This window comes from Affinibrenneria salicis, from assembly GCF_008710095.1.
In genome coordinates this window covers 141,043-155,070 of the sequence record NZ_VYKJ01000001.1, presented here as the reverse complement: position 1 = coordinate 155,070, position 14,028 = coordinate 141,043, and the positions used below count along the sequence as shown (strand labels likewise).

General features: G+C 62.2%; 12 protein-coding genes. 10 read left to right on the top strand and 2 right to left on the bottom strand.

Annotation, left to right across the window (positions count from 1 at the left end; translation table 11 throughout):
* Positions 1-12 precede the first annotated feature (12 nt).
* The 4 genes from FJU30_RS00655 to FJU30_RS00640 all read left to right on the top strand — a co-directional run bounded on the left by FJU30_RS00655 (position 13) and on the right by FJU30_RS00640 (position 4,475).
* Positions 13-834 carry a class I SAM-dependent methyltransferase gene (locus tag FJU30_RS00655; RefSeq protein WP_150433523.1) on the top strand — a complete coding sequence of 274 codons (822 nt, stop codon included), beginning with the start codon at positions 13-15 and terminating at the stop codon, positions 832-834.
* On the top strand, positions 831-1,676 hold the full coding sequence (gene modD, locus FJU30_RS00650; protein WP_150433522.1) for a ModD protein: 846 nt from the start codon (positions 831-833) through the stop codon (positions 1,674-1,676). The genes FJU30_RS00655 and modD overlap by 4 nt, the downstream gene beginning before the upstream one ends.
* 80 nt (positions 1,677-1,756) lie before the next feature.
* Positions 1,757-3,724 (top strand): TonB-dependent receptor plug domain-containing protein, encoded by a 1,968-nt coding sequence (locus tag FJU30_RS00645; RefSeq protein WP_150433521.1) that lies wholly within the window; start codon positions 1,757-1,759, stop codon positions 3,722-3,724.
* A gap of 79 nt (positions 3,725-3,803) precedes the next feature.
* Positions 3,804-4,475 carry an MOSC domain-containing protein gene (locus FJU30_RS00640; protein WP_191091511.1) on the top strand — a complete coding sequence of 224 codons (672 nt, stop codon included), beginning with the start codon at positions 3,804-3,806 and terminating at the stop codon, positions 4,473-4,475.
* A gap of 38 nt (positions 4,476-4,513) precedes the next feature.
* On the opposite strand, the gene FJU30_RS00635 is transcribed toward FJU30_RS00640, so the two are convergent.
* Positions 4,514-5,446, bottom strand: a complete 933-nt coding sequence (locus FJU30_RS00635; RefSeq protein ID WP_150433519.1) for a LysR family transcriptional regulator — start codon at positions 5,444-5,446, stop codon at positions 4,514-4,516.
* 129 nt (positions 5,447-5,575) lie between these two features.
* On the opposite strand from FJU30_RS00635, the gene lysA reads away from it, so the two are divergent.
* Complete coding sequence (gene lysA / locus FJU30_RS00630; protein WP_150433518.1) at positions 5,576-6,838, top strand: diaminopimelate decarboxylase; 1,263 nt, start codon at positions 5,576-5,578, stop codon at positions 6,836-6,838.
* A 540-nt stretch (positions 6,839-7,378) separates the two neighbouring features.
* Here the strand turns inward: lysA and rpiB are convergent.
* On the bottom strand, positions 7,379-7,837 hold the full coding sequence (rpiB, locus tag FJU30_RS00625; protein ID WP_150433517.1) for a ribose 5-phosphate isomerase B: 459 nt from the start codon (positions 7,835-7,837) through the stop codon (positions 7,379-7,381).
* A gap of 628 nt (positions 7,838-8,465) precedes the next feature.
* Between rpiB and FJU30_RS00620 the strand changes: the two genes are divergently transcribed.
* Genes FJU30_RS00620 through FJU30_RS00600 form a run of 5 tightly spaced genes read left to right on the top strand, consistent with a single transcriptional unit; the run spans position 8,466 to position 14,020 of the window.
* Positions 8,466-9,803, top strand: coding sequence for an MFS transporter (locus FJU30_RS00620; protein WP_150433516.1), 1,338 nt, complete (start codon positions 8,466-8,468; stop codon positions 9,801-9,803).
* 1 nt (position 9,804) lies between these two features.
* Positions 9,805-11,568 carry a dihydroxyacetone kinase family protein gene (locus FJU30_RS00615; RefSeq protein WP_150433515.1) on the top strand — a complete coding sequence of 588 codons (1,764 nt, stop codon included), beginning with the start codon at positions 9,805-9,807 and terminating at the stop codon, positions 11,566-11,568.
* Positions 11,565-12,344, top strand: coding sequence for a triose-phosphate isomerase family protein (locus FJU30_RS00610; RefSeq protein WP_150433514.1), 780 nt, complete (start codon positions 11,565-11,567; stop codon positions 12,342-12,344). The genes FJU30_RS00615 and FJU30_RS00610 overlap by 4 nt, the downstream gene beginning before the upstream one ends.
* Entirely contained in the window at positions 12,344-13,150 is an 807-nt protein-coding gene (locus FJU30_RS00605) for a sugar phosphate isomerase/epimerase family protein (protein WP_150433513.1), read from the top strand. Before FJU30_RS00610 ends, FJU30_RS00605 begins: the two co-directional genes overlap by 1 nt.
* Before the next feature lie 6 nt (positions 13,151-13,156).
* Complete coding sequence (locus FJU30_RS00600; RefSeq protein ID WP_150433512.1) at positions 13,157-14,020, top strand: phosphogluconate dehydrogenase C-terminal domain-containing protein; 864 nt, start codon at positions 13,157-13,159, stop codon at positions 14,018-14,020.
* Positions 14,021-14,028: the final 8 nt, after the last annotated feature.

The following is a 14,028-nucleotide window of genomic DNA, read 5'->3' as shown; positions in this document are numbered from 1 at the left end:
GGGGAGCCCGCCATGCTGATTGATGAAATTAATTTTGCCGACCTCTACCAGCAGCAGCTGAAGCTGGCCGAGCGCACGGAAAAAACGCCCGAACACTGGGATCAGCGTGCGGAAAAAATGGCCGCAAGCTGCGCAAGCCCGCAGGACACCTACCTGCCGCAACTGTTGACGAAGATGGATCTCAGCGGCGCCGATACGCTGCTGGATATGGGCTGCGGTCCGGGATCCGTTTGCCTGGCGCTGGCCGACCGGCTGCAGCGGGTGTACGGCGTGGATTACAGCAGCGGCATGTTACAGCTGGCCGCGCGGCGGGCGCAGGAGCAGGGCATTGATAATGCGACCCTGATCCGCCGCGCCTGGGAGGATGAGTGGGACGATCTGCCGCAATGCGATATCGCCGTGGCGTCGCGCTCCACGCTGGTGGCGGATTTGCGTCAGGCGATGTTGAAGCTCAATCAGAAAGCGCGGCTGCGGGTTTACACCACCCACACCGTCAGCCCGTCGTTCATGGATGTTCATATTCAGCGCGCGATCGGCCGCCCGGTGGTGGAATTGCCCAATTACATCTACGCCGTCAATGTGCTGTACCAGATGGGGATCCGCGCCAAAGTGGATTTTATCCGCGGCCCCAACTGTCAGGGCGACAACGCCACTTTCGAACGGCTGGTGGAGAATGTGCGCTGGTCGATGGGCGAACTGAGCGACGATGAACGGCAGCGGCTGTTTGACTATTACCGGCAGCGTCGCAACAGCGACAGGTCGCTGGTCTCGCCGACTCGCGACTGGGCGCTGGTGTACTGGGATCGGGTTGCGCTGGCGGAGGACGGCGCATGATTTTTTATTCGCAGGCGCAGATCGATCAATGGCTGCTCGACGATATTCAGGGCGGCGATCTCACCACGCGCGCGCTGGGCATCGGCGACCGTCAGGGACGTATGGTCTTTCAGCACCGCCAGGGCGGCTGCATCAGCGGTCTTGAGGTCGCCCGGCAAATGCTGCAGCGGCTCGGCCTGGTGGTCGAACTGGCGCTGGAAGACGGTTGGGTGGTGCGGCCCGGCGATACCTTGCTGATCGTCAGCGGCCGCGTCGATGCGCTGCACCAGGGGTGGAAAGCGGTGCAGAACGTACTGGAGTGGAGCTGCGGCGTCACTCGCTACCTGTTCGATATGCTGCGCATTCTGCGCCAGCACGTGCCGGACGGGCAAATCGCCTGCACGCGTAAAACCATCCCCGGCACCAAACTGCTGGCGACCCAGGCGGTGCTTGCCGGCGGCGGCATTATCCACCGGGCCGGCTGTGCGGAGACGATTTTGTTATTCGCCAACCATCGCCATTTCTGGGCCAATCCCGACGACTGGCGCGGGATGGTGGCGGCGCTGCGCCGCGAGGCGCCGGAAAAAACCATCATTGTCGAGGCCGATAACATCCGGCAAGCGGAAGCGGCGCTGGCCGCCGGGCCGGATATGGTGCAGCTGGATAAATGTCCGATCGACGACGTGCCGGCTTTTCTGGCGCGCGCGGCTCGGCTGGCTCCCCGCTGCCGTTTCTCGCTCGCCGGCGGCATTACGCTGGACACGATTGACGCCTGGGCGCGTACCGGCGTGCCGCTGCTGGTGACGTCGGCGCCTTATTACGCGCCGCCCGCGGATATCAGCGTACGCCTCGATCCCCAATAGATTAGCGGCGGCCATTCAATGACCGCCGCGGCACAGCGGTGTCGATGACAAAAAATAGACAATAAGACAGGGGTAGCAGGATGAAATTAAAGAAGAGTTTTTTATATATCGCCGTTGCGTTGACGGGCACAGGGAATAGCCACGCGGCTCAGCAGGAAGACAGCATGACCATCTGGTCCAGCCCGGTGGTAGCCACCAGCGATATTCTTGATCAGGACGCGATGGCGCAGTTGGACAAACGCAACGTGGCGGAAGCGCTGAGCGTGATCCCGGGCGTTTCGCTGCAGAAATCGGGAAATCGCAATGAGCTGCAGGTGCGGGTGCGCGGCTTTGATAATCGCCAGGTGCCGGTGTTCTATGATGGGGTGCCGATTTATGTGCCGTACGACGGCAACCTGGATTTGGGGCGCTTTCTGACCTCGGGTCTGGCGTCGATCGAGGTGTCTAAAGGCTACACCTCTCTGCTGCAGGGGCCGAATCAGATGGGCGGCGCCATCAATATCACTACGCAGAAACCGCAAAAGCCGCTGCAGGGTTCGGTGAGCTATCGTCAGGGCTGGAGCCGCGGCGATGATAATGCTTACGACACCAGCGCCTCGTTCGGCGCGAAAAACGATCTGGGCTATATCCAACTGAGCGGCAGCCGCCTGAAGCGCGACTTCGTCGGGCTGCCGCACGGCGTGGAAAGCGGCGTCGTCGGCGAGGGCGGCAAGCGGGAGAATTCGGCGTCCGATGATAAACACGGCCTGATTAAGCTGGGCTTCACGCCGCGCGAAAACGATGAGTACACCTTCACCTGGATCAAGCAGGATGGCGAAAAGAACAGCCCGCCGTATGCCGGCACCAGCGGTCAGGCGGCCCGCTACTGGCAGTGGCCGGAATATGACAAAGAGAGTTATTACTATCAGGGCACCACTCGCCTGGGCGATCGTTTTACCCTGAAAAGCCGCGCCTGGCACGATACTTTCAAAAATACCCTGCTGATGTATAACACGCGCGCGGCGTTGCAAAACAAAAACGGCAGCTACAGCCGCTACGATGATTTCAGCAACGGCGCCGGGCTGCAGCTGTCGGCGGATATGCGTGAGAGCGATCTGCTTTCCTTCGCCGCCCACTGGAAAGAGGATGTGCATCGGGAGAAAGGCTCGACAACCGCGCCTTATGATCGTTACAAAGACGGTACCTGGTCACTGGCCAGCGAATATCAGTGGGCGGCGGCCGATAATCTTGATGTGGTGGCCGGCATCAGCTATGACTGGCGCAAGAGCCTGCAGAGCATGAAGCATGGCAGTAACGGCGACATCATCCACTATGACGATAACGACCAGCGCGCATTTAACTGGCAGACGATGGCGAAATACCATTTCGATAACCGGGATACGATCGCGCTGTCGCTGTCCGACCGCAGCCGTTTCCCGACGCTGAAAGAGCGTTACACCACCAGTAAAGCGGCCACCGGCCAGACGGTGCTGGTTAATCCTCATCTGAATGCTGAACGGGCGCGCAGCGTCGACCTGACCTATAACGGTTATATCAGCGATAGCTGGGGCTACGAGGCCAGCGTCTATTACAACTGGGTCAACGACGCGATTCTGACGCAAAATATCGACGCCAACACGTTGCAGAACCGTAACAGTGGCCGGGTAGACTACGCCGGTCTGGATGTGGGCATCAACGGCAGCCTGTCCGAGCTGGTCAAGATCGGGCTTAATTACAGCGCGATCCACAGCGATGCGAAACGTAAAGAGATCGGCAAAATTACCGGTCTGCCGACGCAAACGCTGGTCGGCTGGGTGACGGTTACGCCGTGGCGCACGCTGAGCATTACCGCGTCTGAAGAGGCGCGCTCATCCAGCTACAGCAGTACCGACGCCAGCCAGAAAGCCGCCGGGTTCGCGGTAACCAATTTGCGCGCCGATTATGAAATCGGTCACGGTCTGAGCGTTAATGCCTCGGTGAATAACCTGTTCGATAAGACCTATGCCTATACGGAAGGCTTTATTGAAGAAGGGCGTAACTACTGGGCCGGCGTTGAATATAAATTCTAAACGCGCAGCGCGGAAGAATCGCGCCGGCCGCGCGTCGAAACGGATGGCGCGCGGCCGGCGCAACTTGCAGGAGACGGTAATGACAGAGAAAGTGACGCCGGTCAGGTTAGCCAGCCTGAAGGCTATTTTATGCAACACGTTAAGCTATGCGGATCAATCGCTGCCGCCGGTTAAACAGAAGCGCAGCGCGCCCGCGGCGCGGATCCATCTCGACGGGCTGGAGTGCGATAACGGCGATCGCGAGCAGTACGACGATCCCGATAATGCGCTGATGCACTACGCCTGGGAACATTATGCTTTCTGGCGTGAGCGTTTCCCCGCCAAAGCGGATCTGCTGGCGCAGCCGGGGATTTTCGGCGAAAACTTCTCCACCGAGGGGATGAGCGAGGCGGATATCTGCATTGGCGATGTGTTAAAGGTCGGCTCGGCGCGGGTTCAGGTCTCCTGGGGGCGCGAAGCATGCCACACCATGGAGGAGCGTTTCGACGATCCTGAAATGCCGCAGGCCATGCATCACCTGGCCAAAAACGGCTGGTTTTACCGCGTATTGGAAGAGGGCGACGTCCGGGTCGGCGATGTCTTTATGCTGGCCGATCGTCCGCATCCTCACTGGACGCTCAGCCGGGTGCAGCAGGTGTTGTTCGGCAACGAACAGGACGTCGCGGTGCTGGAAACGCTGCAGTCGCTGCCTTATCTGGCCGCGGCCTGGCGCACGCAGTTTGCCGCGCGGCTGGCGGCGCTGCGCGGGTAGCGTTAATCCTGGGGCGCGGCGGTTTTTTAGCGCCCGGCCTAAGCGCACAGTACTTGGCGCAGGCGGGCCGGAACGGCGTCGGCATACTGGCGCAATTGCTCGATCGCAATATCGACCAGCGCCGAGGCCGGCCGATGCCGCGGGCGAATCAGGCTGACGGTGAACGGCACCTCGATGCTGAACGGGCGTACCGCGATCGCCCGGGCCGCCATGCCGGCGTAGTCCAGCGCGGTGAACGGATTGACGATCGAAATGCCCGCCCCGGCGCTGACCATGGCGCATACCGAAGCGGCGCTGTGGGTCTCTATCACCATCCGGCGTTCGACGCCCGCCTGCAGGAACAATGTATCCAGCAGTTGACGGTAGCTGTCGGCGCTGGACAGGCTGATGTAGTTTTCGCCGGCGAAATCGGCCGGGGTGAGCCGTGCTTTAGCCGCCAGCGGGTGCCGGGTCGGCAGCACGCAGACTTCGTTCAGCGTCATCAACGTCCAACGTTCGGTGCCGGCCGGCGTGCTGTCGCTTTCGGTCAGGCCAAGATCGTGGCGCTGGGCGGACAGCCACTCGTCCAGCAGCGGCGATTCCTGCGGCACGATATGCAGACTGAGCGACGGATAGCGGGTCAGCAGCGGTTTACACACGTCAGGCAGCAGCGACTGGGAAAAAACCGGCAGACAGGCGATGGAGAGCTGGGCCTGCTGAAAACGGCGAATATCGTCCGCGGCGCTGATAATTCGATCCAGTCCGTAATAGGATCGCTGCACCTCTTCAAACAGCTGTAGCCCCTGGGCGGTGGGATAAAGCCGACCGCGCAGTCGTTCAAACAGCGTCATCTGAACCAGTTTTTCAAACCGGGCCAGTTCGCGACTGACCGTCGGCTGGGACGTGCTCAGCAGCGCCGCCGCCTCCGTCAGATTGCCGGTGGTCATGACGGCATGGAAAATCTCGATGTGTCGCAGTGATACCCCGGCCATAGCGCCTCCCCGCTTCAATTCATCCATATCATAAATGAATAGAGTCTGGCTAAACAGATATTTTATGCAGAGTGCGGCGCACGCCATAATGACCGCATTGAATGAATCGATCTGTTTCAGAGGACGGCTATGCCACACGATTTGAATGACGTCGCGCACGCGCTGAACGCGCACAATCTGCGCGCGCTGCCCGCCCGTTTCGGCTGCCCGGTCTGGGCCTATGACGACCGTACTATCATTGACCGTATCGCAAAACTGCGTCAGTTCGATACCGTCCGCTTTGCGCAGAAGGCCTGTTCCAATACTCACATACTGCGTTTGATGCGTCAGCAGGGCGTCAAAGTGGATTCGGTATCGCTGGGTGAGATTGAGCGCGCGCTGGTCGCCGGGTTTGTGCCGGGCACCGACGAGCATGAGATCGTGTTCACCGCCGACCTGCTGGATCGCGCTACGCTGCAGCGGGTCGTGGCGCTGAATATTCCGGTCAACGCCGGCTCTATCGATATGCTGGAGCAGTTGGGGCGCCAGGCGCCGGGCCACCCGGTCTGGCTGCGGATTAACCCTGGTTTTGGCCATGGCCATAGCCAGAAGACCAATACCGGCGGCGAAAATAGCAAACACGGCATCTGGTACGGCGATCTGCCGCAGGCGCTGAGTCAGATTCAGCGTTACTCGCTGCGTTTGGCAGGCATTCATATGCATATTGGTTCGGGCGTGGATTACGGCCATCTGGAGCAGGTGTGCGATGCGATGGTGGAGCAGGTCATCGGTCTGGGGCAGGATATTGAGGCTATCTCCGCCGGCGGCGGCCTGTCGATCCCTTATCGCGCGGGAGAAGAAGCGATCGACACCACGCACTATTTCGGCCTGTGGAATAAGGCGCGCGAACGGATCGCCGCCCATCTCGGCCATCCGGTGACGCTGGAAATTGAACCGGGTCGCTTTCTGGTGGCGGAAGCCGGCGTGCTGGTGGCGGAAGTCTGTGCGGTGAAAGATATGGGGAGCCGGCATTTTGTGTTGGTCGACGCCGGATTCAACGACCTGATGCGGCCGGCGATGTACGGCAGTTATCACCATATCACGCTGCTGGCCGGCGACGGGCGCGATGTCAGTCAGGCGCCGCTGCGCGACAGCGTGGTGGGCGGGCCGCTGTGTGAGTCCGGCGATGTGTTTACCCAACAGGCGGGCGGCGGCGTTGAAACCATTGCGCTGCCGGAGGCGAAGCCCGGCGATCTGCTGATATTTCACGATACCGGCGCCTATGGCGCCTCCATGTCGTCGAATTACAACGGCCGGCCGCTGCTGGCGGAAGTGCTGTTTGAACAGGGCGTGCCGCGGCTGATCCGCCGCCGTCAGACTATCGAAGAGCTGTTGGCGCTGGAGCAGGTATAAGCCTCGCGCTCTTCCGCCCGGCGCCGGGTATCGTGACCGCCGTAACCCGCTGCGCGTCACGGCGAACTTCTTTACCGCGTGACGGCCGGCGTCGCAGTCCGCGCGGTCTGATTAGGCGGCGAACCGCGCTCTCCCTTCAGTCGGCATTTCCTTTTTCATCGGCGCCTGGGCGTGCCGCCAGCGAAGCGCCGCTTTGGGCGGCGGCGTCGCAGCTTGCGCGGTCTGATTAGGCGGCGAACCGCGCTCTCTCTTCAGTCGTCATTTCCTTCTTCATCGGCGCCTGGGCGTGCCGCCGTTTCGGGCGTCGGCGTTGGCGGGTTCAGACCCGCTGCGGCCGTCATCTGGCTGAGCGCGTTTCATTGATTATCCTCATCCTGCTGCGTAAAAGGGAAAGGCGCCGGTGCTGATAAAACTCAGGATGTCCGTCTCTCCGCCGTGCCGTCCCCGCGGATGCGGGCCAGGTTTTGCCTGACGACGGACCGGATGGAGACGGCGGCAAGCGCAGACCGTACGTACGATGCGAACGTCGCCGCATGCGCTTTATGGCCGCTGGTTCAGCTGTTCGTAATAACGAATTTTTTCCACCTTCGGGGCGGATCCGCCGCCCTCGAATTCCGCCGCCAGCCAGGCGGCGACAATCTCTTTCGCCAGTTCCGGCCCGATCACTCTGGCGCCCAGCGTCATGATGTGCGCATCGTTGCTTTTACGCGCGCGGCCGGCGGAATATGTGTCATGGCACTGCGCCGCCCGGATCCCCTCGACCTTATTGGCGACGATGCTCATCCCGATGCCGGTGCCGCACAGCAGGATGCCGCGCGCATGGCGGCCGGCTTTGATCGCCTGCGCCACTGTCCAGGCGACGTCGGGATACATCGGGTCCGCTTCAGCCGGCGTCTGACTGTAGTCGGTCACCTGCAGCCCGCTGTGTTGCAGGAAAGCCACAAGCTGATTTTTTAAATCAATGGCGGCGCCGTCGGCGCCAATCGCGATGGAAGGCATATCAATCTCCTGCTGGCTGATAATGAACGTGGCCGGCGCGCCAGTCGCCGGCGAGAGGCGTTACGCGGCGGCGGCGTTTCCGGCAGGGCTAACATAGCTCGCTTTGTTCAAATGTTCAATGATTGATATTTTGAATGGCGTGGCGCTTGCCGCATTATTTTATTGAAAGCGTGATTCGGATCGTTTTTTACCCGACTAGCGCGTTTCGGTGGGGTTGATAACAAACCCTCAACCTGTTTCTTATTCAGGTAGTTATTGTTTCGGTGATTGTATTAAATTTTATATTAATCAATATTTTGGTTGGTATTTTCAGCGAGATTAGAAGACTGTCATGGTGTGGAAACTCATATTTTTACCGTTTTTTTTGGCGATTTTTGACGCAGATAAAGATCGTGCTCACAATTTTGCAACCATAGATTAGGCAAAAATTAACCTCAGGGGTATCGTTCATATGTTCATTTGGTGTGTTAATGATATAAACCTTTTCTGAGGGCATAGCTATGTGTCAGACCTGCATGAACGAAAAGAACGGGGGCGGCGGCATCCCGGGCCAGATCGGCGCGGCGCATCCGCGATGGAATGAGCGCGCCCGCGCGTCGGACGCGGCCGTCATGCCGGCGGAGGGCGTATGAATACTCACTCCGTTGTCGCGGCCGTCGAAAAGTCGGCCATCAGCAAAATATCCTGGCGTCTGGTGCCTTTCGTCGGGCTGATGTTTTTCATTAACTTTCTCGATCGCACGGCAATCTCTTTCGCCGGTCCGAACGGACTGAATAACGATCTGGGGCTGACCGTCGCGCAGTTCGGCCTGGCGTCCGGCATTTTCTTTATCGGCTATATTCTGTTGGAGGTGCCCAGCAACCTCGCGCTGCACCGTTTCGGCGCCCGTAAATGGCTGGCGCGCATCATGGTGTCGTGGGGGATCGTGTCGCTGCTGTTTACCTGGGTCAGCAGCGTGGAAGGGCTTTACACCCTGCGTCTGCTGCTGGGGATCGCGGAAGCCGGTTTCTTCCCCGGCGCTATCCTGTTTCTGAGCATGTGGGTGCCGGCGCGCTATCGCAGCAAGATCCTGTCGCTGTTCTACCTGGCGCAGCCGCTGACTATCGTGTTCGGCGCGCCGCTGGCCGCCTGGCTAATCGACCAGCACGGCCTGTTCGGGCTGGCCGGCTGGCGCGTGATGTTCCTCGGCGTCTCGATACCGGCCATTCTGGTGGGGATTATCACCTGGTTCTATCTGGTCGACCGGCCGTCGCAGGCGCGTTGGCTGAACGACGAGGAAAAAAGCTGGCTGGTTGCCGAACTGGAGCGCGAACACGCGCAGAAGAATACCCGCCATCATCCCGGCGTGATGACCGTGATGTTTAATAAGCGGGTCTGGGTGCTGTGTCTGATCTATTTCGGCTTTATCTATGGCCTGTATGCGCTGGCCTTCTTCCTGCCCACCATTATCGCCGGCTTCCAGCAGCAGTTCGGCACCACCTTCAACGTGATGGAAAAAGGGTTAATCACGGCTATTCCTTATTTACCGGCGGCGGTGGCGATGTATTTCTGGTCGAAAGACGCCACCCGTCGCGGCTGCCGCACCTGGCATATAGCGATTCCGGCGCTGACCGGCGCCGTTAGCGTACCGCTGGCGTTATTTATGGGATCGCCGACGGCCACCATCGCGGTGATTACCATCACCGCCTGCTCTATTTTCGCCGCCTTACCCAATTTCTGGACGCTGCCCACGCAGTTCCTGACCGGCGCCTCGGCCGCGGCGGCCATCGCGCTGATTAATACCATCGGCAATGTCGCCGGTTTTTCGGCGGGCTATATAACCGGCATGGTGCGCGGCATTACCGGCACCTACGTCGTTCCGATGATGATCGTCGGCGGCCTGATGCTGCTGTCCGCCGTGCTGATGGCGCTGCTGAGCCGTGCGGACAAATTACCCGCCGTCAATCCGCTAACCCAGGAGCGTTGATATGACCTATCTGTTTAACCAACCCTCCGCCTTCGCCCGCGAACTTACGGAGGGCCTGGTTGCCGCCCATGCCGATAAGGTGCGTCAGGTGCCCGGCGGCGTGGTTCGGAGTACGCGCAGCCGGCCGGGCGATGTGGCGATCGTCATTGGCGGCGGCTCCGGCCACTATCCGGCCTTCGCCGGGCTGGTCGGCCAGGGGCTGGCGCACGGGGCGGCGATGGGGAATTTGTTCGCATCGCCTTCCGCCCAGCAGATCTGCTCGGTGGCGAAGGCCGCGCATAACGGCGGCGGCATCCTGCTGGCGTTCGGCAACTACGCCGGCGACGTGCTGCATTTTGGCCAGGCGCACGCGCGTCTGCAGGCGGAGGGCATTCCCTGCCGGTTGCTGGCGGTGACCGACGATATCTCCAGCGCACCGGCGGACGAACGCGATAAACGGCGCGGCGTCGCCGGCGATCTGGTGGTGTTCAAAGTGGCGGCCGCGGCGGCGGAGGCCGGCTGCTCGCTGGACGAGGTGGCGGAGATCGCCGCGCGGGCCAACGCGCGCACCCGTTCGCTCGGCGTGGCCTTTTCCGGCTGCACGCTGCCGGGCGCGGATCAGCCGTTATTCACGATCCCGGCCGGCATCATGGCGCTGGGGATGGGCATCCACGGCGAGCCGGGTATTCAGGAAGGGCCGATTCCTGCCGCCGATGAGCTGGCCGATCTGCTGGTGACGGCGTTGCTCAATGAAGCGCCGTCCGGCGATGAGGCGCAGGACGGGCAACGGGTATGCGCGATCCTCAACGGGCTTGGCGGCGTGAAATATGAGGAGCTATTCGTGGTTTACCGGCGAGTGGCGCAGCGGCTGGCGCAGGCCGGGTTGACGGTGGTCGAGCCGGAAGTGGGCGAACTGGTGACCAGTTTCGATATGGCGGGTCTGTCGCTCACCCTGTGCTGGCTGGATGACGAGCTGCAGCGCGGCTGGCAGGCGCCGGCCAATACGCCGGCCTTTCGTAAAGGCAGCATGGCGCCGGCGGAACCGCTGGCGCCGCAGGAGAGGATCGAACAGCCCGACGTTATCCCCGTTGCTACCCGCGTTTCGCGCCGGTCGGCCCGCTGCGTGAGCCAGGCGCTGGACGCGGCGCGCGAGGCGATCGTGGCGCATGCGGCTGAACTGGGGCGTATCGACGCCGTCGCCGGCGACGGCGATCACGGTATCGGTATGGAGCGCGGCGTGCTGGCGGCGGCGGCCTGCGCGCAGCAGATGCTGGCGCGCGAGGCGGGAGCCGGGACGCTGCTGCAGCGCGCCGCCGACGCGTGGGCCGACCGCGCGGGCGGTACGTCCGGCGCGATCTGGGGCGTGGCGTTGAATGCGCTGGGCACCGTCCTGGGCGATGAGCTGGCGCCCGATGCGCGCCGGGTGGCGGAGGGCGTGCGTCAGGCCTGCGCCAGCATCATGCACTTCGGCAAGGCGCGACCGGGCGACAAAACGCTGGTCGATGCGCTGATCCCTTTTAGCGACGCGCTGTCGCAGGCGGTGAACGAGGACGGGGCCGGGCTGCCGCAGGCGTGGCGTCAGGCGGCGGCGCGGGCCAGTCAGGCGGCCGAAGAGACGGCGCGCCTGCTGCCGCGCATTGGCCGCGCCCGTCCGCTGGCGCAGCGCAGTCTCGGTACGCCCGATGCCGGCGCAGTTTCTCTCGCGCTGATCCTCAACGCGGTGGCGGATATCTGGCAGCAAGACGGCGTTGAGCCGTCGGCGCGACGGGAGATCTGCGACCAATGAGCCAGCGCAAACTTACCCTCGGGGTGAGCCTGAAAATGTATTTTGGCTACCGGCAGACGCTCGACTGGTGCCGCCAGATTCGCGCCGAGATCGGGCGCCGGCCGCATGACGCGCTGAGCGCGCTCGAGCTGTTTGTCCTGCCGTCGTTCCCCGCGTTGGCGCCGGTCTGCGAACTGCTGGCCGACACGCCAATCGGCGTGGGCGCGCAGGATCTGCACTGGGAGGACGCCGGCGCCTTTACCGGCGAGGTGAGCGGGGCGTTGCTGCGCGAGATGGGCTGCCGCTATGTCGAGGTCGGTCACGCCGAGCGGCGGCGCGACTTCGGCGAAAGCGATGAGCGGGTGGCGCTGAAAATCGCGGCGGCCCTGCGCAACGGGCTGACGCCGGTGCTGTGCGTGGGTGAGGCGCGGCAGGGCAGGCCGGCGCAAACGATCGAACTGTGCCTGACCCAGCTTGAGGCGGCGCTGGAATCGGCGCTGACGCAGCGGTTGAGCGGCGAGGTGATCGTGGCGTATGAACCGCAATGGGCGATCGGCGGCGGCGCGCCCGCGCCGGTCGAGGAGACGGGGGCGGTGTGCCGGGCGCTGGCGCGGCGTCTGCAGCAACTGCTGCCGCGGCATGACGGGCGGGTGATTTATGGCGGCAGCGCCGGGCCGGGGCTGTTGACGCAGGCCGGCCCGGCGTTCGACGGACTGTTTCTCGGCCGTTTCGCCCACGATCCGGCGGCGTTCGGCGCCATTCTGGACGAGGCGGCGCAACAACAGGAGCGGAAATAATGGCGATGGGATTAAGCACCTACGCTTTTTTCTGGCGCGCGTCTGAGCGCGTCGCACAGCCGATAGCGCTGGATGAGATGCTGTCGCAAACCGCCGAACTGGGGGCGAGCGTGTTTCAGATCTGCGATTACGGCGCGCTGGAGCAACTGTCCCGACGCGCGCTGGAGGGGCTGCGTCAGCACGCCGCCGACGCAGGGATTGCGCTTGAACTGGGGACGCGCGGCGTTCAGCGCGAGCATCTGCGGCGCTATCTTAATCTGGCCCGGACGCTGGACGCCCGTTTCGTCCGCACTATGTTCAATAGCGCCGATCACCGGCCAACGGCGCAGCAGGCCGAAGCGCTGCTGCGCGATGTCCTGCCGCAGTACGAACGGCAGGGCGTTGTGCTCGGCCTGGAAACCTACGAACAGGTGGCCACCCGCGATCTGCTGGCGGTGGTTGAGCATATCGACAGCCCGGCGCTGGGCATCTGTCTGGACGCGGCCAACTGCGTGGCCGCGCTGGAGTATCCCAATGACGTTATCCGACTGACCGCCGATCGGGTGGTGAATCTGCATATTAAAGATTTCGCCTTCGCCCGTCAGACGGGCTGGGTCGGTTTTACTTACTCCGGCTGTCAGCTGGGCAGCGGACTGCTGGATTATGACTATCTGTACCGCACCGTCCGGCCAGACGAGAGAAACATTAATCAGATCATCGAACACTGGCTGCCGTGGCAGTCCGACGCCGATGCGACCTGCCGGCTGGAGGACGCCTGGACGCGCCACAGCCTGAATTATCTCTGTTCCCGCAAATCCGAGGAGTAAATAATAATGATTACCGAGCTAAAGACGATTACCCTGCTGGGCGCCGGCGGCAAGATGGGGATGCGTATCTCCGCCAATCTGCAAAAAAGCGCTTATCAGATCTTTTACTGCGAAAATTCGCCGCATGCGCAGCAACAGGTACTGGCGGTGGGACGCGAGTTGTCGCAGGCGGATAGCGTGATTCCGCTCAGCGACGTGGTGATCCTCGCCGTGCCGGATATCGCGCTGAAAAGCGTGTCGGCCCAGGTGGTGCCGCTGATGAAGCCCGCCGCCGTTCTGCTTACGCTGGATCCGGCCGCCGCCTACGCCGGGTTGATCGCCCGCCGGCCGGATATTGACTATGCGGTGGCGCATCCCTGCCATCCTTCGGTTTTTCTGGCGCGTTTCACCGCTGAGCAGCAGGCGGATATGTTCGGCGGCGTGGCGGCGCCTCAGCACGTGGTGGCCGCCTGGGAGACCGGCAGCGACGCGCAGCGCGGTCAGCTGGCGCAGGTGATCGGGGTGATGTACGGCCCGGTGGAAGCGGTGCATTGGGTAACGGTAAAACAGCTGGCTTACCTGGAGCCGACGCTGGTGGAGACGGTCGCCTGCATGGTGGGTACGCTGATGAAAGAGGCGCTGGATGAAACCATCCACGGCGTAGGCGTGCCGGAAGCGGCGGCGAAGGCGATGCTGTACGGCCATATTCAGATTGCGCTGGCGGTGGCGTTCCGCAGCAGCAACCCATTCTCCGATGCCTGCATGATCGCCATCGAATACGGTAAGGAAAAGATTATCCGGCCCGACTGGAAAACCATCTTTGATGAGAAGGAGCTCGATCTGGTTTTGGCGCGCATGCTGAAGATCGACGCTATCGAGCGCGTTGATTAAACCGGCGC

Bases quoted from the DNA above. Each gene is read 5' to 3' on its own strand.
- modD (WP_150433522.1), top strand. From the start codon at position 831: ATGATTTTTTATTCGCAGGCGCAGATCGATCAATGGCTGCTCGACGAT.
- FJU30_RS00610 (WP_150433514.1), top strand. From the start codon at position 11,565: ATGAGCCAGCGCAAACTTACCCTCGGGGTGAGCCTGAAAATGTATTTT.
- FJU30_RS00655 (WP_150433523.1), top strand. From the start codon at position 13: ATGCTGATTGATGAAATTAATTTTGCCGACCTCTACCAGCAGCAGCTG.
- FJU30_RS00615 (WP_150433515.1), top strand. From the start codon at position 9,805: ATGACCTATCTGTTTAACCAACCCTCCGCCTTCGCCCGCGAACTTACG.
- FJU30_RS00640 (WP_191091511.1), top strand. From the start codon at position 3,804: ATGACAGAGAAAGTGACGCCGGTCAGGTTAGCCAGCCTGAAGGCTATT.
- FJU30_RS00635 (WP_150433519.1), bottom strand. From the start codon at position 5,446: ATGGCCGGGGTATCACTGCGACACATCGAGATTTTCCATGCCGTCATG.
- FJU30_RS00605 (WP_150433513.1), top strand. From the start codon at position 12,344: ATGGCGATGGGATTAAGCACCTACGCTTTTTTCTGGCGCGCGTCTGAG.
- lysA (WP_150433518.1), top strand. From the start codon at position 5,576: ATGCCACACGATTTGAATGACGTCGCGCACGCGCTGAACGCGCACAAT.
- FJU30_RS00620 (WP_150433516.1), top strand. From the start codon at position 8,466: ATGAATACTCACTCCGTTGTCGCGGCCGTCGAAAAGTCGGCCATCAGC.
- FJU30_RS00645 (WP_150433521.1), top strand. From the start codon at position 1,757: ATGAAATTAAAGAAGAGTTTTTTATATATCGCCGTTGCGTTGACGGGC.
- rpiB (WP_150433517.1), bottom strand. From the start codon at position 7,837: ATGCCTTCCATCGCGATTGGCGCCGACGGCGCCGCCATTGATTTAAAA.
- FJU30_RS00600 (WP_150433512.1), top strand. From the start codon at position 13,157: ATGATTACCGAGCTAAAGACGATTACCCTGCTGGGCGCCGGCGGCAAG.